The organism is Streptomyces sp. 8N616 (genome assembly GCF_052246385.1).
In the GTDB taxonomy this organism is placed as follows: domain Bacteria; phylum Actinomycetota; class Actinomycetes; order Streptomycetales; family Streptomycetaceae; genus Streptomyces.
The window spans coordinates 73,370-93,844 of sequence record NZ_JBQQBY010000021.1 but is presented as its reverse complement, the minus strand read 5'-3'; the positions used below and the strand labels follow the sequence as shown (position 1 = coordinate 93,844).

Annotated in this window: 19 protein-coding genes; 8 read left to right on the top strand and 11 right to left on the bottom strand. The window is 70.3% G+C overall.

Annotated features, from left to right (window positions below):
• Positions 1-431 precede the first annotated feature (431 nt).
• Positions 432-926, top strand: a complete 495-nt coding sequence (locus ACTWQC_RS20630) for a DUF3145 domain-containing protein (RefSeq protein WP_443317221.1) — start codon at positions 432-434, stop codon at positions 924-926.
• Between the two features lie 80 nt (positions 927-1,006).
• On the top strand, positions 1,007-1,882 hold the full coding sequence (locus tag ACTWQC_RS20625; RefSeq protein ID WP_443317220.1) for an NAD(P)-dependent oxidoreductase: 876 nt from the start codon (positions 1,007-1,009) through the stop codon (positions 1,880-1,882).
• Between the two features lie 80 nt (positions 1,883-1,962).
• Here ACTWQC_RS20625 and fabF read toward each other — a convergent pair whose 3' ends face one another.
• From fabF to ACTWQC_RS20600, 5 genes are all read right to left on the bottom strand, one after another.
• Positions 1,963-3,225, bottom strand: coding sequence for a beta-ketoacyl-ACP synthase II (gene fabF, locus ACTWQC_RS20620; protein ID WP_443317219.1), 1,263 nt, complete (start codon positions 3,223-3,225; stop codon positions 1,963-1,965).
• 76 nt (positions 3,226-3,301) lie between these two features.
• On the bottom strand, positions 3,302-3,550 hold the full coding sequence (locus tag ACTWQC_RS20615; protein WP_443317218.1) for an acyl carrier protein: 249 nt from the start codon (positions 3,548-3,550) through the stop codon (positions 3,302-3,304).
• Between the two features lie 53 nt (positions 3,551-3,603).
• Positions 3,604-4,638, bottom strand: a complete 1,035-nt coding sequence (locus ACTWQC_RS20610) for a ketoacyl-ACP synthase III (protein WP_443317217.1) — start codon at positions 4,636-4,638, stop codon at positions 3,604-3,606.
• Positions 4,639-4,652: 14 nt separating this feature from the next.
• On the bottom strand, positions 4,653-5,627 hold the full coding sequence (locus ACTWQC_RS20605) for an ACP S-malonyltransferase (protein ID WP_443317216.1): 975 nt from the start codon (positions 5,625-5,627) through the stop codon (positions 4,653-4,655).
• A gap of 89 nt (positions 5,628-5,716) precedes the next feature.
• A complete protein-coding gene (locus tag ACTWQC_RS20600; protein WP_443317215.1) occupies positions 5,717-6,919 on the bottom strand; it encodes a PucR family transcriptional regulator in 1,203 nt (400 codons plus the stop codon).
• A 52-nt stretch (positions 6,920-6,971) separates the two neighbouring features.
• On the opposite strand from ACTWQC_RS20600, the gene ACTWQC_RS20595 reads away from it, so the two are divergent.
• Entirely contained in the window at positions 6,972-7,628 is a 657-nt protein-coding gene (locus tag ACTWQC_RS20595) for a pirin family protein (RefSeq protein WP_443317214.1), read from the top strand.
• Here ACTWQC_RS20595 and ACTWQC_RS20590 read toward each other — a convergent pair.
• Entirely contained in the window at positions 7,625-8,443 is an 819-nt protein-coding gene (locus ACTWQC_RS20590; RefSeq protein WP_443317213.1) for a serine hydrolase domain-containing protein, read from the bottom strand. The two genes, ACTWQC_RS20595 and ACTWQC_RS20590, sit on opposite strands and share 4 nt — an antisense overlap.
• Before the next feature lie 162 nt (positions 8,444-8,605).
• Here ACTWQC_RS20590 and ACTWQC_RS20585 point away from each other — a divergent pair, with 162 nt between their 5' ends.
• A complete protein-coding gene (locus tag ACTWQC_RS20585) occupies positions 8,606-9,061 on the top strand; it encodes a MerR family transcriptional regulator (RefSeq protein WP_443317212.1) in 456 nt (151 codons plus the stop codon).
• Positions 9,062-9,065: 4 nt separating this feature from the next.
• Positions 9,066-10,091 (top strand): aldo/keto reductase, encoded by a 1,026-nt coding sequence (locus ACTWQC_RS20580; protein WP_443317211.1) that lies wholly within the window; start codon positions 9,066-9,068, stop codon positions 10,089-10,091.
• Between the two features lie 53 nt (positions 10,092-10,144).
• On the opposite strand, the gene ACTWQC_RS20575 is transcribed toward ACTWQC_RS20580, so the two are convergent.
• From ACTWQC_RS20575 to ACTWQC_RS20565, 3 genes are all read right to left on the bottom strand, one after another.
• Entirely contained in the window at positions 10,145-11,065 is a 921-nt protein-coding gene (locus ACTWQC_RS20575) for a DUF4429 domain-containing protein (RefSeq protein ID WP_443317210.1), read from the bottom strand.
• A 56-nt stretch (positions 11,066-11,121) separates the two neighbouring features.
• Entirely contained in the window at positions 11,122-12,360 is a 1,239-nt protein-coding gene (locus ACTWQC_RS20570; RefSeq protein WP_443317209.1) for an alpha/beta hydrolase, read from the bottom strand.
• Between the two features lie 101 nt (positions 12,361-12,461).
• Positions 12,462-13,172, bottom strand: coding sequence for a TetR/AcrR family transcriptional regulator (locus ACTWQC_RS20565; protein WP_443317208.1), 711 nt, complete (start codon positions 13,170-13,172; stop codon positions 12,462-12,464).
• A gap of 129 nt (positions 13,173-13,301) precedes the next feature.
• Between ACTWQC_RS20565 and ACTWQC_RS20560 the strand changes: the two genes are divergently transcribed.
• Both ACTWQC_RS20560 and ACTWQC_RS20555 read left to right on the top strand, forming a co-directional pair.
• Positions 13,302-14,903 carry an MFS transporter gene (locus tag ACTWQC_RS20560; protein ID WP_443317207.1) on the top strand — a complete coding sequence of 534 codons (1,602 nt, stop codon included), beginning with the start codon at positions 13,302-13,304 and terminating at the stop codon, positions 14,901-14,903.
• Between the two features lie 203 nt (positions 14,904-15,106).
• Positions 15,107-15,547, top strand: coding sequence for a peptidase inhibitor family I36 protein (locus tag ACTWQC_RS20555; protein ID WP_443317206.1), 441 nt, complete (start codon positions 15,107-15,109; stop codon positions 15,545-15,547).
• 48 nt (positions 15,548-15,595) lie between these two features.
• Here ACTWQC_RS20555 and ACTWQC_RS20550 read toward each other — a convergent pair whose 3' ends face one another.
• Both ACTWQC_RS20550 and aceE read right to left on the bottom strand, forming a co-directional pair.
• On the bottom strand, positions 15,596-16,378 hold the full coding sequence (locus ACTWQC_RS20550) for a potassium channel family protein (RefSeq protein ID WP_443317205.1): 783 nt from the start codon (positions 16,376-16,378) through the stop codon (positions 15,596-15,598).
• Positions 16,379-16,505: 127 nt separating this feature from the next.
• Positions 16,506-19,253, bottom strand: coding sequence for a pyruvate dehydrogenase (acetyl-transferring), homodimeric type (aceE, locus tag ACTWQC_RS20545; RefSeq protein ID WP_443317204.1), 2,748 nt, complete (start codon positions 19,251-19,253; stop codon positions 16,506-16,508).
• A gap of 488 nt (positions 19,254-19,741) precedes the next feature.
• Between aceE and ACTWQC_RS20540 the strand changes: the two genes are divergently transcribed.
• The gene (locus ACTWQC_RS20540) at positions 19,742-20,182 is read left to right on the top strand and encodes a DUF3052 domain-containing protein (RefSeq protein WP_443317203.1); all 441 of its coding nucleotides are present in this window, start codon (positions 19,742-19,744) and stop codon (positions 20,180-20,182) included.
• Positions 20,183-20,475 lie beyond the last annotated feature (293 nt).

Genomic DNA, 20,475 nt, shown 5'->3' with positions numbered 1-20,475 from the left:
GCTTCCTCCCGCTTTCCCACCAGGAGGACGTATTGGGCCGATCGGACGTTCCCCGATCGAAGGTTACGTGACGTCCCGGCGAGTGAAAGCTTCGTCGATATCTGCTCGGGACCGACGGTACGTCACACCTGGGCCTCTGCCGCACGGTAGCTTTTCCCCGTGGCGTCGGGCTGCTGCGCCTCGGGATCAGCGACCTGACGACCCGTCGACCCAGAGGAGAGAGTGCGTTCCCGGTAACCCGGTAAATTACATCACGTCACATGCTGTCCCTTTTGCAGAGATTTGCTCTCCGTAGTGTTTACTGCAAGTGACCTCGGGAGCTGGTACGGAAAAGACCCGTGGGGCAGGATGTCAGGTGCTGTCCCGGACGCGACCGGTACGGGCACGAGGCCGCTGGGGAAGGCGAACCTCGTCCCACACTGGAGGTCCCGGTGACGACACGTGGAGTTCTGTACGTGCACTCCGCACCGCGTGCGCTGTGCCCGCACGTCGAATGGGCCGTCGCGGGCGTCCTCGGCGTGCGCGTCAGCCTCGACTGGATCAGGCAGCCCGCCTCGCCAGGCACATGGCGAGCCGAGTTCTCCTGGCAGGGCGAGCCGGGCACCGCGTCCAAACTCGCGTCCGCCCTGCGCGGCTGGCACCTGCTCCGCTTCGAGGTGACCGCGGAGCCCTGCCCCACAGCCGAGGGCGAGCGCTACAGCTCCACGCCGGACCTCGGCATCTTCCACGCCGTCACCGGCATCCACGGCGACATTCTGATCCCCGAGGACCGGCTGCGCGCCGCCCTCGCCAGAGCAGGCCGCGGCGAGACCGACCTCGAGGCCGAGATCGCCAGACTCCTGGGCAAGCCGTGGGACGACGAGTTGGAGCCCTTCCGGTACGCGGGTGAGGGCGCGCCGGTCCGGTGGCTGCACCAGGTGGTGTGAGCGCCCCCGTTCCGTAAGCGCGCAGCACCGGGTGCGGCAGGATTCGCTCGGAGCGCAACTCAACCCCGTAGCGTGCCCTTATGCCTGACAGAACCTCAGTGGCCGTGCTGGGCACCGGCATCATGGGGGCGGCGATGGCCCGCAACCTGTGCCGTGCCGGGCTGGACGTCCGCGTCTGGAACCGCACCCGCGACAAGGCCGAACCGCTCGCCGCCGACGGTGCCCGTATCGCCGACGACCCCGCCGCGGCCGTCGAGGGCGCCCATGTCGTCCTGACCATGCTCTACGACGGTCCCGCCGCGCTCCGGACCATGCGCTCCGCCGCCACCGCCCTGGCTCCCGGGACCGTATGGGCCCAGTCCACCACCGCGGGCCTCGACGCCCTCGAACCGCTCGCCGCCTTCGCGGGCGAACACGACCTGCTCTTCGTCGACGCGCCGGTCCTCGGCACGCGCCAACCCGCGGAGGACGGTCAGCTGACCGTCCTCGCCGCAGGGCCCGAGGAGGCCCGCACCGCCCTGGCGCCGGTCTTCGAGGCCATCGGCAGCCGTACGGTCTGGATCGCCGACGACGGCGCCAGCGGCGCCGCCACGCGCCTCAAACTGGTCTGCAACAGCTGGGTGCTGGCCCTCAACAACAGCACCGCGGAGGCCCTCGCCCTCGCCGAGGGCCTGGGCGTCGAGCCGCAGGGCTTCCTCGACGCCATCGCGGGCGGGGCGCTGGACTGCGGCTACCTCCGCGCCAAGGCCGCGGCCATCATGACGGGCGACTACACGCCGAACTTCGCCGTCTCGACGGCCGGAAAGGACGCCCGACTGATCGTGGAGGCGGGCGAGGAGGCCGGCGTACGGCTGGACGTGGCCGCGGCGGGCCTGGAACGCCTGCGCCGCGCGGAGCGGCAGGGGCACGGCGATGAGGACATGGCGGCCAGCTACTTCGCGAGCTTCGCGGACTGATCCGCGGCCACGCGCGAAAAATCCCTGTGGGGGGCGGACCCGACGGGCCCGCCCCCCCACAGGGATTGAGGTGTGGAGGCTCAGACGGTCCTGAAGGCCAGGACGACGTTGTGGCCGCCGAAGCCGAAGGAGTCGTTGAGCGCCGCGATGGTGCCCTCCGGGAGCACACGGGCCTCACCGCGTACGACGTCCGCGTCGGCCTCGGGGTCGAGGTTCTCGACGTTGATCGTCGGCGGGGCGAGCCGGTGGTGCAGCGCGAGCACGGTGGCGACCGTCTCGATGCCGCCCGCGCCGCCGAGGAGGTGACCGGTCATCGACTTCGTGGCCGACAGGGCCATGTGGTCGACGTCCTCGCCGAAGACCTTGCGCAGCGCCTTGATCTCGGCCACGTCGCCCTGCGGGGTGGAGGTGGCGTGCGCGTTGATGTGCGCGATCTCGGACGGCTTGAGGTCGGTCCCGGCCAGCAGGTTCCGCAGGGCGTGCGCGATGCCGCTGCCGGACGGCTCGGGCTGCGTGATGTGGTGCGCGTCCGCGGAGATGCCCTGGCCGAGCGCCTCTGCGTACACGCTGGCGCCGCGCTTGGCCGCGTGCTCCGCCGACTCCAGCACGACCACACCCGCGCCCTCGCCGAGCACGAAGCCGTCACGGGCTTGGTCGTACGGCCGCGAGGCGCCTTCCGGGTCGTCGTTGTTCTTCGACATCGCCATCATGTTGCCGAACGCGGCGATCGGCAGCGGGTGGACGGCCGCCTCGGTGCCGCCCGCGACGACCACGTCGGCGCGGCCGGTACGGATCATCTCGATCGCGTAGCCGATGGCCTCGGCGCCCGAAGCGCAGGCGCTGACCGGGGTGTGCACGCCCGCGCGGGCGCCGACCTCGAGGCCGACGTTGGCCGCGGGGCTGTTCGGCATGAGCATGGGCACGGTGTGCGGGGAGACGCGCCGGACGCCCTTCTCCTTCAGCACGTCGTACTGGTCGAGCAGCGTGGTGACACCGCCGATGCCGGAAGCGATGACCGCGCCCAGGCGCTCCGGCTCGATGGCGGCGTCCTCGCCGGCCTTGGCGGTGAAGCCCGCGTCGGCCCAGGCCTCGCGGGCGGCGATCAGCGCGAACTGCGCCGAGCGGTCCAGCTTGCGCGCCTGCGGGCGGGCGATGATCTCGCCCGGCTCCACGGCGATCTGTGCGGCGATACGCACCGGGAGGTCCACGGCCCAGTCCTGCTTGAGCGCGCTGACGCCCGAGCGTCCGGCGATCAGGCCTTCCCAGGTCGATGCGCTGTCGCCACCCAGCGGTGTGGTTGCGCCGATACCGGTGACGACCACAGTGCGATTGGTCGCGTTCACAGGAATTCTTTCTCCACGTGTCGAGGGGTCCGAATCGACGGCGCCACCGCGGGGTGGCGACAAACGCTCGGCTGGATCAGGCCTGGTGCTTGAGGATGTAGTCGACAGCGTCGCCCACGGTCTTGAGGTTCTTGACGTCGTCGTCCGGGATCTTCACGTCGAAGCGCTCCTCGGCGGCGACGACGACCTCGACCATGGACAGCGAGTCGACGTCCAGGTCGTCGGTGAACGACTTGTCGCTCTGGACATCCTCGGTGGGGATACCGGCGATCTCGTTCACGATCTCCGCGAGACCCTCGACGATCTCTTCCTGGGTGGCGGCCATGGCGGCGCTCCTTCTGTGTTTTCGCTTTCGCTGAATGCGGGGGTGGATCTTGCCTAGGGGAGAGTAACGACCGTGGCGGCGTAGACGAGACCCGCCCCGAAGCCGATGACGAGCGCGGTGTCGCCGCTCTTCGCCTGCCCGGTCGCCAGCATCCGCTCCATCGCGAGCGGAATCGAGGCGGCCGAGGTGTTGCCGGTGGTCTCCACGTCGCGGGCGACCGTGACGTGCTCCGGCAGTTTGAGAGTCTTCACCATCGAGTCGATGATCCGCATGTTGGCCTGGTGCGGGATGAAGACATCCAGGTCGTCCGGGGTGACTCCGGCCGCGTCCAGCGCCTGCTGGGCGACCTTCGCCATCTCGAACACCGCCCAGCGGAAGACGGTTTGGCCTTCCTGGCGGATGGCCGGGAACTTCAGCTCGCCGTCCTCGCCGAGCGGAAGCTCCGCCACGTCGCCGACACGGAAGCCGTCCCAGGCGACGGTCTGCGTGATGACGTCCGCCTTGTCGCCCTCGGAGCCCCAGACGGTGGGGCCCATCGCGGGCTCCTGGGACGGGCCCACGACGACCGCGCCGGCGCCGTCGCCGAAGAGGAAGGCGGTGGAGCGGTCGGTCATGTCGGTGAGGTCGGAGAGGCGCTCGACACCCACCACGAGCACGTACTCCGCGCTGCCCTCGACGATGAGGCCCTTGGCGATCGTCAAGCCGTAGCCGAAGCCCGCGCAGGCCGCGGAGATGTCGAAGGCGGCGGCCTTGCCCGAACCGAGCCGGTGCGTGATCTCCGTGGCGATGGAGGGAGTCTGCTTGAAGTGCGAGACCGTCGAGATCACGACCGTGTCGATCTGCTCGGCCGTGATCCCCGCCGCCGCGATCGCCTTGCCCGCGGCCTCGACGGACATTTCGGCGACCGTCTCGTCAGGGCCCGCCCAGTGCCGGGTCGCGATGCCGGAGCGCGAACGGATCCACTCGTCGGACGAGTCGATGTGCTTCAGGATCTCCTCGTTCGGCACCACGCGCGTGGGGCGGTAGCCGCCGACGCCGAGGATCCGCGCATACGGGGCGCCCTTACTGGGTCTGATCTTCGCGGTCATGCTGTTCGCGGCTCCTATTCGGCGGTCGTGTCGGAAGGCGAGGCGCCCGGCGCGGCAGCGGCTGATGTCGCAGTGGCGATGAGCTCGCGGGCCGCGTCCAGTTGGTCCGGGGTCTTCAGCGCGACGGTCTTCACCCCGGGCAGGGCGCGCTTGGCGAGGCCGGTGAGCGTGCCGCCGGGGCACAGCTCGATCATCGCCGTCACGCCGAGCCGCTGGAACGTCTCCATGCACTGGTCCCAGCGGACCGGGTTGGACACCTGGTTGACCAGGCGCTGCACGACCTCGCCGCCGGTGGCGACGACTTCGCCGTCCTTGTTGGACACGTACGCCGTACTCGGGTCCTCGACCGCGAGATCGGGGACCAGGGCCTCCAGGGTCTCGACCGCGGGGGCCATGTGGCGGGTGTGGAACGCGCCTGCCACCTTCAGTGGGATGACGCGGGCCTTCTCCGGCCTGTTCTCGGCGAGGGCGGCGAGCTGTTCTGCGGTGCCCGCGGCGACGATCTGCCCGGCGCCGTTCATGTTCGCCGGGGTCAGGCCGAGGTCCTCCAGGTGCGCGACCACGGCGTCGGGGTCGCCTCCGAGGACCGCGGACATGCCGGTCTCGGTCACGGCCGCGGCCTTCGCCATCGCCAGGCCCCGTTGCCGTACGAGCGACATGGCGGCCTCGGGCTTCAGCACGCCGGTCGCGGCGGCCGCGGTGATCTCACCGACGCTGTGACCCGCGGCGGCTCCCGCGAGGCGGGCGACGTCGCCGGGCGTCGCGAACAGCTGCTGCGCCGAGATCAGACCGGCGGCGACCAGCAGGGGCTGCGCCACTGCGGTGTCGCGGATCTCCTCCGCGTCGGCCTTGGTGCCGTAGTGCACCAAGTCGAGTTCGGTGACGGCCGACCACTCCGCAAGGCGTTCTGTGACGCCGGGAAGGTCGAGCCAGGGGGTCAGGAAGCCGGGCGCCTGGGCGCCCTGGCCGGGAGCGACGAGTACGAGCACTCTCACACTCTCTCTTGTGGACGGTCAGTGCCGCCGGTGGGGACAGGGACCAAGAACCGTCAGGGGAATTGTGGGTGTCCAACAAAAGGCTAGAGCTTCGATTCCGCGTCGGCCAGACGCCCCAGAATCAGCGCAATACGCAGGGTGAACGCTGAACGTACATCGGAGGGCGACCATCCGGTGACATCGGTCACACGTCGGAGCCGGTAGCGCACGGTGTTGGGGTGCACGAACAGCATCCGCGCGGCGCCCTCCAGACTGCTCGCCTGCTCCAGATAAACGCTCAAGGTTTCCAGAAGTGCTGAGCCGGCTTCCTCGAGCGGTCTGTAGATCTCCTCCACCAGTTGCTCGCGCGCCGAGGCGTCGCCCGCCATCGCCCGCTCGGGGAGCAGATCGTCCGCGATGACCGGGCGGGGGGCGTCCGGCCAGGCACCGCAGGCCCGCAGGCCCGCGGCCGCCGCGTGCGCGGACCGGGTCGCGGACAGCAGATCGCCGACAACGGGACCGGCGACCACGGGACCCGCGGCGAACGGCCCGATCAGCGCCTTCGCCGTACGGATCGGGTCGTTGCTGCCGCCCGCGATCACCACGAGGCGGTCGCCGAGCACCCCGGTGAGGACCTGGAGCTTGGCGTGCCGGGCGGCGCGGCGGATCGCCTCGACCGTCAACTCGCTGTCGCCGTTGGGGGCTGTGCCAAGGACGACGATGACGTGCTCGGGGGAGTTCCAGCCGAGGGCGGCCGCGCGGGACAGGGCGCCCTCGTCCGCCTCGCCCGACAGCACGGCGTTGACGACCAGCGACTCGAGCCGGGCGTCCCAGGCGCCGCGGGCCTCGGCGGCCTGCGCGTACACCTGGGCGGTGGCGAAGGCGATCTCGCGCGCGTAGACCAGGAGGGCCTCGCGCAGCGCCGACTCGTCGCCGGGGGCCGCCACCTCGTCGATGGCCGACTCCATGACCTCGATCGTGGTGCGCACCATCTCGACGGTCTGGCGGAGCGTGATGGCGCGGGTCAGCTCGCGGGGCGCGGTCCCGAACACGTCGGTGCTGATGGCCTGCGGGGTCTCCGGGTGCCGGAACCACTCGGTGAAGGCCGCGATGCCGGCCTGGGCGACGAGACCGATCCAGGACCGGTTCTCGGGCGGCATGGCGCGATACCACGGCAGCGTCTCGTCCATGCGGGCGATGGCGTTCGCTGCGAGACGGCCGGAGGACTTCTCCAGCCGCCGCAGGGTCGCGGCGTGGGGGTGAGCGTCGGTGGATCCGGTTTCAGGCACGGGACAAGCCTGCCTCATGAGGGCGGGTGTGCGGGGCGGCGGGGGGGCGGGACGGGGCTACGGTGGTGGGATGACCGAGGTGTGGCGGGCCCGGGAGCGCTATCGGGGCGGGGACGCGGAGGCCGGGGTCGAGACGCTGCACGCGTTCTCCTTCGGACACCACTACGACCCGGACAACGTGCGCTTCGGCGCGCTGATGGCCTGCAACGAGGAGCGGCTGGCGCCGGGGGCGGGCTTCGAGGAACATCCGCACCGGGATGTGGAGCTGGTCACCTGGGTCGTCGAGGGTGAGCTCACTCACCGCGACTCCGCGGGCCACGCCACCGCCGTACGCGCCGGTGATGTGCAGCGGCTCAGCGCGGGCAGCGGGGTGCGGCACGTGGAGCGGAACGACGGGCGGGTAGCGCTCGTCTTCGTGCAGATGTGGCTGGAGCCCTCGCTGCGGCCGGGCGGAGAACCGGAGTACGAGGTGGTGCGGGGCATCGCCGACGGCACGCCGTACGCGCTGGAGCGGGCCGGCGCCGTGCTCCACGTACGGCGGCTCCGGGACGGGGAGCGCAGCGCCCTGCCGGACGCGCCGCGGGTGTACGTGCACGTGGTGCGCGGTGAGGTGCGGCTGGCCCCGGCCGTGCTGGGACCGGGCGACGCGGCGCGGATCTCCGGATGCCGGGACCGCGAGGTGACCGCGGAGGGTGCGGCCGAGTTCCTCGTGTGGGAGATGCGCTAGGCGGCGCGCAGTTCGGCCAGCACCGCGTCCGTGAACGGCGGCCAGGCGTCGACCGCCCACGGGCCGAACGGCCGGTCCGTCAGCGCGACGCAGGCGGCTCCCGCCTCCGGGTCGACCCACAGGAACGTGCCGGACTGGCCGAAGTGTCCGAAGGTGCGGGGCGAGGACGAAGAGCCCGTCCAGTGGGGGGACTTGGCATCGCGGATCTCGAAGCCCAGGCCCCAGTCGTTGGGCTTCTGGTGCCCATAGCCGGGAAGCACGCCTGAGAGGCCCGGGTGGACGACGGCGGTCGCCTCGGCGACGGTCCGCGGGTGCAGCAGCTGCGGCGCCTGCAGCTCGGCGGCGAAGCGGGCGAGGTCGGAGGCCGTCGAGACACCGTCCTTGGCGGGGGAGCCCGGCAGGTCTGTGGAGGCCATGCCGAGCGGCTCCAGGACCGCCTGCCTGAGGTACTCGGCGAAGGGGATGTCGGTGGCCTTGGCGATGTGGTCGCCGAGAACCTCGAAGCCCGCGTTGGAGTAGAGACGGCGGGTGCCGGGCGCGGCCGTGGTGCGGTGCTCGTCGAAGGCCAGACCCGAGGTGTGCGCGAGCAGGTGCCGCACCGTCGACCCCTCGGGCCCCGCGGGCTCGTCGAGCTCGACCGCGCCCTCCTCGTACGCGACGAGCACGGCGTAGGCGGCCAGCGGCTTGGTGACCGAGGCGAGCTCGAAACGGAGGTCGACCGGTCCGTACGATCCGGCGAGCGTGCCGTCCGCCCGTACGACGGCGGCTGCAGCGGTCGGGACCGGCCAGTTCTCGATCATGCGCAGGCTCTGCATGGGCCCGAGCCTAACGCGGTGCCCCGCGCCGCCTTCCTGGTGGCCGGAAATCACGGCGGATCTTCCATTCTCTCTGCTTGCTTGGAGTGCACTCCAGCTCTCTAGCGTTGAAGTCCTCGCGAGGGTTCCCGAGGGTTCCGGCCTGCGAAGGATGGTGACGGTATGACCGTGATGGAGAGCGTGCCCGAGCAGGCCGACCTGTGTGCCACGGCAACGGCCCGGCACCCGCGGCCGGAAGGGCAGGACAGGTACACGATCGGCGAGGTCGTGACCTGCACCGGCCTCACGGCGCACACCCTGCGCTGGTACGAGCGGATCGGGCTGATGCCGCATGTCGACCGGTCGCACACCGGCCAGCGCCGCTACAGCAACCGCGACCTCGACTGGCTGGCCTTCGTGGGGAGGCTGCGGAGAACCGGAATGCCGGTGGCGGACATGGTCCGCTACGCGCGGCTGCTGCGGGAGGGCGAGCACACGGTCCCGGAGCGGCAGCAGCTGCTGCACGCGCACCGCGAGGACGTGCGGCGGAAGATCGTCGAGCTGCGGGAGACCCTCGCGGTCCTCGACCACAAGATCGACTGTTATGGGGACGCCCAGCGGGCGTCGGAGAGGGCCTGACCGGATGAGCACGGTGAGCAACGAGAAGATCGAACAGGTGGAGCTCGGCACGGGCGGCCCCCGGGCGGGCGTGCAGGGACTCGGCTGCATGGGCATGAGCTTCGCCTACGGGCCGACGAACGCGACGGAGGCACAGGCCACCCTGGAGCGGGCGCTGGAACTCGGCGTCACGCTCTACGACACCGCCGACATGTACGGGATGGGGGAGAACGAGACGTTCCTCGCACCCTTCGTGCGGGCCAACCGCGAACGGATCGTGCTGGCCACGAAGTTCGCCATCGTCCTGGACCCGGACAACCCCGCGTACCGGGGCGTCAGGAACGACCGGCCGTACATCCGCCAGTCCATTGAGGGCAGCCTGCGGCGGCTCGGCGTCGACGAGATCGACCTCTACTACATGCACCGGCGGGACCTGAACGTCCCCATAGAGGAGACCGTCGGCGCGATGGCCGAACTGGTGCAGGAGGGCAAGGTCAGGCACCTGGGCCTGAGCGAGGTGACCGGAGACGAGCTGCGGGCCGCACACGCCGTGCACCCGATCGCCGCGGTCCAGTCGGAGTGGTCGATATTCAGCCGCGACGTGGAGCGGACCGCCGTCCCCGCGGCGGCCGAGCTCGGGGTGGCGTTCGTTCCCTACTCGCCGCTCGGACGCGGCTTCCTCACGGGGTCGTTCGTGAACGCCGGCACTGAGCTGGACGCGGACGACTTCCGGAGGATGATGCCCCGCTTCAACGGGGACAACGCGGCGGCGAACGCGGCGCTCCTGGAGCCCGTACGGTCGATCGCCGCGGCGCGCGGCGCGACGCTCGGGCAGGTCGCCCTGGCATGGGTGCACCAGCGGGCTCAGGTGCACGGTCTGCCGGTCGTGCCGATCCCCGGCACGCGCAAGCCGAGCCGGGTGGAGGAGAACACGGCCGCGACCCGGCTCGTGCTGACCGAGGAGGAACTGGCGCTGCTGGAGCCGGTCGCGGACAAGGTCGCGGGCGGGCGGTACGCCGACATGAGCTTCACGTCGGCGGGACGCGAGTGAGGACGTAGGAGGGAAGTACGAGACGGGGTGGGGCGGGTCCGGCCGGCCCGGGCTTACAACTCCGCCAGCAGCTCGGCCTTCTTCGCGCTGAACTCGTCGTCCGTCAGCAGCCCCGCGTCGTGCAGCGCGCCCAAGTGCCGGATGCGGTCCGCGATGTCGGCCGGGTCGGGGCGGGCCTTGTCGGCCCCTGTCAGGGCGGCCACGGTCCGGCCGGGCCCGCCCGGCATCGCGTCCTCGTCCGGCTCCGCGGCCCGTACGGCCTCCAGCACCGCGGCCGCGAACGGCAGCGACTCGTGCACCAGCCCGTATCCGAGCCCGAAGACGACCGCCGCCGGATCCTGGTCCGCGGCACCGGGCTGCTCGCCGCGGGGCGTACAGCCGGCGGCGTCCGCCCCGTCGCGCAGCACCAGCCGCAGATGCCCGTTGAAGACCTCGGGCGAACGCCACTCGACACCGGCCAGCTCGTCCACCGGGAAGTTCTGGTCTCCGGCCTTCCACTTGGCCGACGACGCGCCCGTCCAGAACCAGCGGAAGGCGACCGACTTCCCGTCGAAGGACGCCTTGCCGTCGTAGGCCTTGAAGCCCCGCGGCGGCGCGGGCGCCGTGACCAGGTAGCGGTCGGCGGGCTCAGCCCCCGAACTGCCCAGGGCAGCCCGCATCTCGTCCGCGTAGTACTCGGCGAGCACCTCCCGCTCGGCCGGGAGCACGAGCCGGTACGGGTCGCTGCCCTCCTTCAACTGCCCGTCCGCCGCGTCCATCAGCGGATCGGCGCCGGGCCGGGGCACCGCGCGCAGCGCCACCGTCCCCCGCTTGCCAGGAGCGAGTTCCACCGCTGCCAGCGCTTCGTAGGGGATGCGCCGCTCGCCGAGCACCTGGAACAGCTTCGGCGTGCGGATCCCCCGTTCGAAGCGGATGAGCACGGAGTCCGTGTCGAACTCCCAGACGGTGTGAAAACCGGCCAGCACATCACCCATGCGGCTCATCGTATGCGGCGGTCGCCCGCCCGTCCCCCTTCTGAACGCTACGCGCGTCAAACGTCTGCGGGTCCGTGGATCCCTGCCCGGCAGTCCGGCCCGCGCCCCACCGCGCAGTCCACGGAGCCCAGAGCCCCTACCCCGATCTCGGCGAAATTCTCCAGACTGTCGGTGCCTGGCTCGAAATAGCCGGCGTGACCGAAAGCCCGGTCCGCGGAGAGCACCCGCGCCCCGAAGCCCTGTGAGACCGGGTCGGCGCCGTGTCCCAGCGCCCCGAACTCCATGTACGGGACGTCCTGGATCCAGTCGTCGGCGTCCCGGGTGGCCCACACACGCGCCCGGGTGCCGAGCCCCGCGGCGTTCTCCACCCGCATGCCGGGGCTGCCGGCCACGGCGATGTCGGTCACCTTCGGTGACAGCTTGCTCGCGGCGACGCCGCAGACCACGGAGCCGTAGCTGTGGCAGAACAGCGAGACCCGGGAGGCATCGCTCAGCGACTCGACGAAGGAGTCCAGCCGTACGGCGCCCTCCTCGGCGAGTCGCCCGGTCGCGGCGTCCACCCCGAGACCCGCGGGCGAGGTGTAGTCGGCCCACGCCACCACGGCCGTACGGGCATCCGGGCGTTCGGCGCGCTGGGCCTCGTAGAGGGATTGGGCCATGCCGACGGGGGCGGTGTACGTCCGTTCGGTGCGCTCGAAGTTCACCAGATTGGTGTCCACTCCAGGGACGACGACCGACACTTGGCGAGCTTGTGAGAGGTCGCCGAAGACCTCGGCGGCGCGGCCGGGCCCCGTCGGGTCGAAGGCGAGGATCTGCCGCCCCTCGGTCAGCATCGACTCGAACCGGTGCATGAGACGACCTGCCTCCTGGCGGCCCACCTCGGTGAGCCGCTGGTCGTTCATGCGCTCCTTCGCCGTACGGCGGGCGTCGTCGAGGGCGATCCGGTTCGCGTGGTAGCGCAGCTCCACAGGCGCCCCGCCCAGGTTGCCCACGACCAGCGGAAACCGATCGGCCAGACGGCTTTTCTGAGCCGCCGTGAGCGAGCGGAAGAAGCGGGCCAGGGTGCTGGGCGCGGACTCCGGGTCGGGCAGGTCACGGCCGCCTATCGACGCGTTCCTCCAAGCCGCGACGGCGGCTTCGCGCGGTCCGCCGACGGGGTGGTGGTGCCGGATCGCGGTCCAGCCGGTAGTGGCCAGCAGCACGAACACGACAGCCAGGGCGAGCACCGCGCGCCAGACCGGGGAGTCGCCGGGCCAGGATGTTGGGGAGGAGCCGAGCTCAGGGAAAGAAGACACTGCGGGACACCCTAGGAGAAGGGCAGGGTGGCCCGTGCAGTGGGTGACGGAACTCACGTTTCATGACGGTGCAATTACCGTCACATCGGACGATGGGAACTTTAACTCCCGTGTACTGTTCCGTCCCCGCTGTGCCAGTCGTCCGCGAGGGCCGGGCCCAACTGGTCGAGGTAGGACTCGGTGATCTCGCGAATGGCGTCAGGGCTCCAGTCGTCCCCCTTGCCCCAGAGCCTGCCGCTCACCCGGATCACCCCGCCGAACGCCGCCACCAGCACACGGGGCCGCGGATCGGCGTCCACATCGAGCCCCTCGCGGCGGGCGATCTCCTGGGCGAGCCGATCCTCCAGCTCGGCCGAGCGGCGCAGGTGTACGGCGAGCAGCGCGGGCGTCGACTCGATCACCTGGTACATGCGCATGTGCAGTTCGGGCGGCACGGTCTCCTCGATGGCCTGGCCGATGGCGTCCCAGGCGAAGAGGACGGCGTGGCGCAGCACGGTCATCGGCGTTTCGTCGGCGGGCCGTTCGCATACGGCGGCGTAGAACAGGTCCTCCACCACGTCCTGGACGGCGAAGGCGACTTCCTCCTTGTTGGCGAAGTAGCGGAAGAACGTTCGTTGCGAGACCTCGACGGCATCGGTGATCTCGTCCACCGTCGTCCGCTCGTAGCCCTGGGTCGTGAAGAGCTCGAGGGCGGAGCGGACCAGGGCGTTGCGCGTGCGCTGCTTCTTCAGCTCCCTGAGCCCGACGGGCGCGGGCGGTGGTGCGGACGGAAGGCCGGCCGATGGCCTCGTTTCCGCTACGTGCTGAGCCATGTCTCCCGGCCCTCTCCTTGCCGCGTTTCCCTGCATTTTCCCTGATCAGGATACCTGTGAGCTACGTGACAGCTACCGACTCGTGAATCCATTTGTCAACTGTCAGCGGCTGTCATTAGCCTCCCGATTATGACGTCACAGACCACCGTCGCCGACGCGGCGCCGGAACTTCCCGTACCGGAGCCTCACCAAGGGCTTCGGGGACACCCTTGGCTGACTCTCATCGCCGTCGCGATCGGCGTGATGATGGTCGCGCTCGACGGCACGATCGTCGCCATCGCCAACCCCGCGATCCAGAAGGACCTCAAGGCATCCCTGGCCGATGTCCAGTGGATAACCAACGGCTATCTGCTCGCTCTCGCGGTCGCGCTCATCACGGCGGGCAAGCTCGGAGACCGCTTCGGCCACCGTCAGACCTTCCTCGTCGGCATCGCCGGCTTCGCCGCCGCATCGGGCGCCATCGGGCTGTCCGGCAGCGTGGCCACCGTCGTCGCCTTCCGCGTTCTCCAGGGCCTGTTCGGCGCCCTCCTGATGCCCGCGGCGCTGGGCCTGCTCCGAGCCACCTTCCCCGCGGAGAAGCTCAACATGGCGATCGGCATCTGGGGTGCGGTCATCGGCGCCTCCACGGCCGCGGGACCGATCATCGGCGGCCTGCTCGTCGAGCACGTCAACTGGCAGTCTGTGTTCTTCATCAACGTGCCGGTCGGCATCGTCGCCCTCGCCCTCGGCCTGGTCATCCTCAAGGACCACCGCGCAGAGAACGCGGCCAAGTCCTTCGACATCCCCGGCATCGTGCTGCTGTCGGGGGCGATGTTCTCGCTGATCTGGGCGCTCATCAAGGCCCCGGAGTGGGGTTGGGGCGACGGGATGACGCTGCTCTTCCTGGGACTCGCCCTGGTCGGCTTCATCGCCTTCGCGCTGTGGGAGTCCAGGGTGAGCGAGCCGCTGATACCGCTCGGGCTGTTCCGGTCCGTGCCGCTCTCCGCGGGCACGGTCCTCATGGTGCTCATGGCCTTCGCGTTCCTGGGCGGGCTGTTCTTCGTCACCTTCTACCTGCAGAACGTGCACGGCATGAGTCCGGTCGACAGCGGTCTGCGCCTGCTGCCGCTCACCGGCATGATGATCGTCGCCTCGCCGCTCGCGGGGGCGCTGATCACCAAGTTCGGCCCCCGGATCGTCCTGGTCGGCGGCATGGTGTGCACGGCCGTGGCGATGCTCGGCATGTCCGCGCTCGAGGTGGACACGGGAACGGGCGTGATGTCCGTGTGGTTCGCCCTCCTGGGCCTGGGCCTCGCCCCGGTCATGGTCGGCGCGACCGAGGTCATCGTCGGCAACGCCCCGCTCGAGCACGCGGGGGTCGCGGGCGGTCTCCAGCAGGCCGCGATGCAGGTCGGCGGCAGCCTCGGTACGGCCGTGCTGGGCGCCGTCATGGCCGCCAGGGTGGACAACGACCTGCCCGGGAACTGGGCCGGGGCCGGGCTGCCGCCGCTTCCGCCGGAGCAGATGGCGAAGGCGTCGGACGCGGTGTCGGTCGGCATGGCGCCGGTCGGCGAACAGACCCCGCCGGGCGTCGCAGCCAAGATCTCGGACGTCGCTCATGACACGTTCGTGTCGGGCATGGGCCTGTCGTTCACGGTGGCCGGCATCGTCGCGGTCCTCGCGGCCCTGGTGGCGACCCTCACCAAGCGCGGCGAGAACACGCAGCCTGGCGGGGGAGCGGGGCACATTTAGGCGAGCGGGGCACATCGAGCCGGGGGGCATCCGGCCGGCGCGCACGTCAACGCGGAGGGGGCTGGGCCGAGCGCCCGGCCCCCTCCGCCGCGTCTGCCCTATCAGGGTGGCGGTTTGATCAACTCCCTTGGCGGGACCGGGAACCGGAGGCGAGTCTGCGGTGTAACAGAAGCAGAACCGTCCGACACGGGGGAGTGATCCAGATGCGCAACGCCACCGCCTTCACCATCAAGTCCAGTGCGAGCACCAGCGCCGTAGCAATCGCCCTGGCCGCCGCTGCCATGGCTCTGAATCCGGGCGCGGCGGCTGCGGCCGCGACACCTGCCACGGCTGCGACACCGGCCGCTGCCGGCGCCCCGCGCCTCGGCAGTTGTGCCACCGGCCAGTTGTGTCTGTGGCAGAAGAGCGACTTCCGCGGCGCGAGCCGTACGTACGAGCTCTCGGACATCGACATCGAGAGCTGCGTGCCCCTGCCCCGCGGCACCACGGCCGCCTCGCTGGCGAACCGCACCGGCCGGCCCGTCACCACGTACCAGAGCGCCGAATGCGGCGAGACGGGCGAGTTCGAGACCTATCCGGGCGGAGGCACGTGGGTGCCCCAATCCCCTTACCAGGTACGGGCTTTCAAGGTCTGGGAGAGCTGAGCGGGCGCTGAAGCGGGGTACTGGCGGTCGCCGCGCAGGCATCCCTGCTCATGGCTGACCGCTGGTGCTCGCTGCCGGGGCGTCGGCAGACGGTGGGGGAACGGTGACGGCCTGCCGCAGTTCCGCCAGCTCGGCGCGCAGCGCCCGCACTTCGGCGGTCAGGGCCGCGATGGCCTCCGTCTGCCGTCGCTCCTCCGCGTCGTCGTGCTCGAAGCGCGCTATGAACCAGGCGGCGATGTTCGCCGTGACCACGCCGAGGAGAGCGATGCCCGACAGCATGAGACCGACAGCGAGGATCCGCCCGAGTCCGGTCGTCGGCGCGTGGTCGCCGTAGCCGACGGTCGTCATGGTCGTGAAGGACCACCAGACCGCGTCACCCAGGTTCTTGATGTTCCCGTCCGGAGAGCCCCGCTCCACCTCCAGGACGGCCAGCGAGCCGAACATCAGCAGACCGACGACCGACCCGGCGACGTACGTCGTCAGCCGCACCTGCGATGCCATCCGGGCCCGCTGCCCGACGAGCAGCAGGGTCGCCACCAGGCGCAGCAGCCGCAGCGGCTGGACCAGCGGCAGGGCTAGGGCCAGCAGCGCCAGCGGATTGCTGCGCACGAACACCAGGCGGTCGGGCGCCCGTACCAGCCGCACGGCGTAGTCGACGGCGAACGCACCCCACACCACCCACTCGACGACCAGACAGAGCTGCCGCACCTGTTCGCCCGCATCCGGCTTCACGACCGGCACGGCGTACGCCACGGCGAACAGCACCGCAAGTCCGAGCAGCGGTCCTTGCGTGTACCGCTCCCACCCCGTCTGTGCAGGTTCCCCCTTCATACCCGGCATCTAAGCACCCCGTCGGAACTCCTCGGCCCCGGCCGGGCGAGCCGGTCGGGGCCGAGGAGGTAGTGCTATGAAGTGCTGTGCTGTCCCGCGGTGTTCCCTGCGGCGCGCTGCCGCGGAGTTACGCGTCTCCGCCCGCGGCGCCCGGGTCGGCCGCCGCCACGTCGAGCAGCTGGTAGCGGTCGATCGCCTGCTTCAGCACCGAGCGGTCGATCTTGCCCTCCTTGGCGAGCTCAGTGAGCACCCCCAGGACGATCGACTGGGCGTCGATGTGGAAGAACCGGCGGGCCGCACCACGGGTGTCGGCGAAGCCGAAGCCGTCGGCGCCCAGCGACTGGTACGTGCCCGGCACCCAGCGCGCGATCTGGTCCGGGACGGCCCGCATCCAGTCGGACACGGCCACCTTCGGGCCCTCGGTGTCCTGCAGCTTCCGGGTCACGTACGGGACGCGCTGCTCCTCCTCCGGGTGGAGCAGGTTGTGCTCCTCGACCTCCACGGCGTCGCGCCGCAGCTCGTTCCAGGAGGTCGCCGACCAGACGTCCGCCTTGACGTTCCACTCGTCGGCGAGGATCCGCTGGGCCTCGATGGCCCACGGCACCGCGACACCCGAGGCGAGGATCTGCGCCGGCGTGGCGCCCTTCTCGCCCGCCTTGAAGCGGTAGAGGCCCTTGAGGATGCCCTCGGCGTCCACGTCCGCAGGCTCGGCCGGGTGCTGGATGGGCTCGTTGTAGACGGTGAGGTAGTAGAAGACGTTCTCGCCGTGCGGGTGCTCGTCCGACGAGCCGTACATCCGGCGCAGACCGTCCTTGACGATGTGGGCGATCTCGAAGCCGAACGCCGGGTCGTATGCGACGACGGCCGGGTTGGTCGAGGCGAGCAGCTGCGAGTGGCCGTCCGCGTGCTGCAGACCCTCGCCGGTCAGGGTCGTACGGCCCGCGGTCGCCCCCAGTACGAAGCCCCGCGCCAGCTGGTCGGCCATCTGCCAGAACTGGTCGCCGGTGCGCTGGAACCCGAACATCGAGTAGAAGACGTACACCGGGATCAGTGGTTCGCCGTGCGTGGCATAGGCGGAGCCCGCCGCGATCAGCGAAGCCGTACAGCCCGCCTCGGAGATGCCGTCGTGCAGCATCTGGCCGGTCGGCGACTCCTTGTAGGCGAGCAGCAGCTCGCGGTCCACGGACTCGTAGGTCTGGCCGAGCGGGTTGTAGATCTTCGCCGTCGGGAAGAGCGAGTCCATACCGAAGGTGCGGTACTCGTCCGGCGCGATCGGCACGAACCGCTTGCCGATCTCCTTGTCCCGCATGAGGTCCTTCAGCAGCCGCACGAACGCCATCGTCGTGGCGATCTGCTGGTTGCCGGAGCCCTTCTTGAGCGATGCGTAGGCCTTGTCGTCCGGGAGGTTCAGCGGCTTCGACCGCACGACGCGGGTCGGCACATAGCCGCCCAGCTGCTTGCGCCGGTCGTGCATGTACTGGATCTCGTCCGAGTCCGGACCCGGGTGGTAGTACGGCGGGACGCCGGACTCCAGCTCCTTGTCCGCGATCGGCAGGTGCAGCCGGTCCCGGAAGCGCTTGAGGTCATCGACCGTCAGCTTCTTCATCTGGTGGGTCGCGTTGCGCCCCTCGAAGTTCGGGCCGAGCGTCCAGCCTTTGACGGTCTGCGCGAGGATCACGGTCGGCTGGCCCTTGTGCTCCTTGGCCGCCGCGTAGGCCGCGTAGATCTTCTTGTGGTCGTGACCGCCGCGGCCCAGGTGCAGGATCTGGTCGTCGGTCATGCCCTCGACCATCTTGCGCAGGCGGTGGTCGTCACCGAAGAAGTGGTCGCGGATATAGGCACCGGTCTCGGTGGCGTACGTCTGGAACTGGCCGTCGGGGGTGGTGTTCAGCTTGTTGACCAGCACGCCGTCGCGGTCCTGGGCGAGCAGCGGGTCCCAGCTGCGATCCCAGACCAGCTTGATCACGTTCCAGCCGGCGCCGCGGAAGACCGACTCCAGCTCCTGGATGATCTTGCCATTGCCGCGCACCGGGCCGTCGAGGCGCTGCAGGTTGCAGTTGACGACGAAGGTCAGGTTGTCCAAGCCCTCACGCGCGGCCAGCGTCAGCTGGCCCAGCGACTCCGGCTCGTCCATCTCACCGTCGCCGAGGAAGGCCCACACGTGCGACTTGGAGGTGTCGGCGATATCGCGGGACTCCATATAGCGGTTCATGCGGGCCTGGAAGATCGCGCCGAGCGGGCCGAGACCCATGGAGACGGTCGGGAACTCCCAGAAGTCCGGCATGAGCCGCGGGTGCGGGTAGCTGGACAGCCCGTAGGGCGCCTTCGACTTCTCCTGCCGGAACGCGTCGAGCTGCAGCTCGTTCAGCCGGTCCAGGAGATACGCGCGGGCGTAGATGCCCGGGGAGGCATGCCCCTGGAAGAAGATCTGGTCGCCGCCGTCGCCCTCGTCCTTGCCGCGGAAGAAGTGGTTGAAGCCCACGTCGTAGAGCGACGCCGAGGAGGCGAAGGTGGCGATGTGGCCGCCGACGCCGATACCGGGGCGTTGCGCGCGGGAAACCATCACCGCCGCGTTCCAGCGGGTCGCGTTGAGGATCTTGCGCTCGATCTCCTCGTTGCCGGGGAAGAACGGCTCGTCCTTGGTCGCGATGGTGTTGACATAGTCCGTGCTGCGCATCTCGGGCACGGCCACGCGCTTCTCGCGGGCACGCTCGATCAGGCGGAGCATCAGGTAGCGGGCACGTTCGCGGCCTCGCTCGTCGACTGCCGCGTCGAGCGACTCGAGCCATTCCCGGGTCTCTTCGGGATCAAAGTCCGGGACCTGACTGGGAAGGCCGCCAATGATGATCGGGTTGCGATCGGATCCGGAAGCCACGCTGTTCCTTCGCTGTTCGGGGTCGTGCTCTGCACGCGGGTCAGATTCAGCTTCTGCTGGGTCGCGCCGCCTCCATCGTGTACCTCAGAAGGCGGAAACGTCATCTCTACCGGGCGGTAACCGCCACTGTGTGAGACGGGGCGTCGCGCGGCGTCGCCGATCGGTAGTCGGCCAAATCGCAACCTTACGCCCACGGCGGCGGCGCCCGGCGTACGGCCGTTCGTCGCCTGGCCTTTCCTCATTCGCGTCCGAACGGCGCAGCGGGGGACCATGACCTTACAAATCGGGCAGAATCGTGTGGTGTGAATCACCCCCGCCCGTTCCGTCATGATGGGAGTTGCGGCGACACGTCAACGTTTGGGCGGGATCGGCGGCTGGGTACTTGCGCGAACAGCCCGGCCCGTGTGGACTACGCCCAATGGCTCGCGCACGCGCGAGGCGACAGACATCCTCAGGACATGACAGCAGGAAATGACAGGAGGCAATCCGTGAGCGCGACCGCGGACCACGCGGAGGAGCGGACCAACCCTGCCGCAAGGCTGGGTTTCCAGCCCGGGCAGGTGGTCCAGGAGATCGGCTACGACGACGATGTCGAGCAGGAGCTCCGCGAGGGCATCGAGGCCGTCACCGGCCAGCAGCTCGTCGACGAGGACTACGACGACGTGGCCGACGCCGTTGTTCTGTGGTTCCGCGAGGACGACGGCGACCTGACGGACGCGCTGGTGGACGCCACCACGATGATCGATTCCGGATCCCCGGTCTGGCTGATGACGCCGAAGACCGGGCGCGACGGATACGTCGAGCCGAGCGACATCGGCGAGGCCGCGCAGACCGCCGGCCTGGCGCAGACCAGCAGTGTCAACGCGGGCAAGGACTGGACCGGCAGCCGTCTGGTCACGCCGAAGGCTGCCCGTACGGGCAAGCGATAGGCGTTCCGGGCCGACCCCGGACCCCAGGGCCGATTTTCGGACCCGGACCAGCCCCGGACCCGGGCCGACCCCGGACCCCCAGGACCAGCCCGGACCCCGAGCCAGCCCCGGGACCATCCGTCTCGGAGCAGCGGACGCCTGTTCAGGCCCCATCCGACCTCTTCAGCGCCCCCGGCGGCTCCGCCGCCGGGGGCGCTGTGTCCCGGTGTGCACTCGCGGTGACAGACTGGCCGCGCAAACCCGCAGGCGGCCGGGCGGACACGCGGTGTCCCCTGGCCGGGCTCTTCTCGAGA

What these genes read in the sequence shown, in the direction of transcription:
- ACTWQC_RS20625 (WP_443317220.1), top strand. Translation starts at nt 1,007, where the DNA reads ATGCCTGACAGAACCTCAGTGGCCGTGCTGGGCACCGGCATCATGGGG.
- ACTWQC_RS20615 (WP_443317218.1), bottom strand. Translation starts at nt 3,550, where the DNA reads ATGGCCGCCACCCAGGAAGAGATCGTCGAGGGTCTCGCGGAGATCGTG.
- ACTWQC_RS20610 (WP_443317217.1), bottom strand. Translation starts at nt 4,638, where the DNA reads ATGACCGCGAAGATCAGACCCAGTAAGGGCGCCCCGTATGCGCGGATC.
- ACTWQC_RS20600 (WP_443317215.1), bottom strand. Translation starts at nt 6,919, where the DNA reads ATGAGGCAGGCTTGTCCCGTGCCTGAAACCGGATCCACCGACGCTCAC.
- ACTWQC_RS20595 (WP_443317214.1), top strand. Translation starts at nt 6,972, where the DNA reads ATGACCGAGGTGTGGCGGGCCCGGGAGCGCTATCGGGGCGGGGACGCG.
- ACTWQC_RS20590 (WP_443317213.1), bottom strand. Translation starts at nt 8,443, where the DNA reads ATGCAGAGCCTGCGCATGATCGAGAACTGGCCGGTCCCGACCGCTGCA.
- ACTWQC_RS20585 (WP_443317212.1), top strand. Translation starts at nt 8,606, where the DNA reads ATGACCGTGATGGAGAGCGTGCCCGAGCAGGCCGACCTGTGTGCCACG.
- ACTWQC_RS20580 (WP_443317211.1), top strand. Translation starts at nt 9,066, where the DNA reads ATGAGCACGGTGAGCAACGAGAAGATCGAACAGGTGGAGCTCGGCACG.
- ACTWQC_RS20575 (WP_443317210.1), bottom strand. Translation starts at nt 11,065, where the DNA reads ATGGGTGATGTGCTGGCCGGTTTTCACACCGTCTGGGAGTTCGACACG.
- ACTWQC_RS20565 (WP_443317208.1), bottom strand. Translation starts at nt 13,172, where the DNA reads ATGGCTCAGCACGTAGCGGAAACGAGGCCATCGGCCGGCCTTCCGTCC.
- ACTWQC_RS20560 (WP_443317207.1), top strand. Translation starts at nt 13,302, where the DNA reads ATGACGTCACAGACCACCGTCGCCGACGCGGCGCCGGAACTTCCCGTA.
- ACTWQC_RS20555 (WP_443317206.1), top strand. Translation starts at nt 15,107, where the DNA reads ATGCGCAACGCCACCGCCTTCACCATCAAGTCCAGTGCGAGCACCAGC.
- ACTWQC_RS20550 (WP_443317205.1), bottom strand. Translation starts at nt 16,378, where the DNA reads ATGAAGGGGGAACCTGCACAGACGGGGTGGGAGCGGTACACGCAAGGA.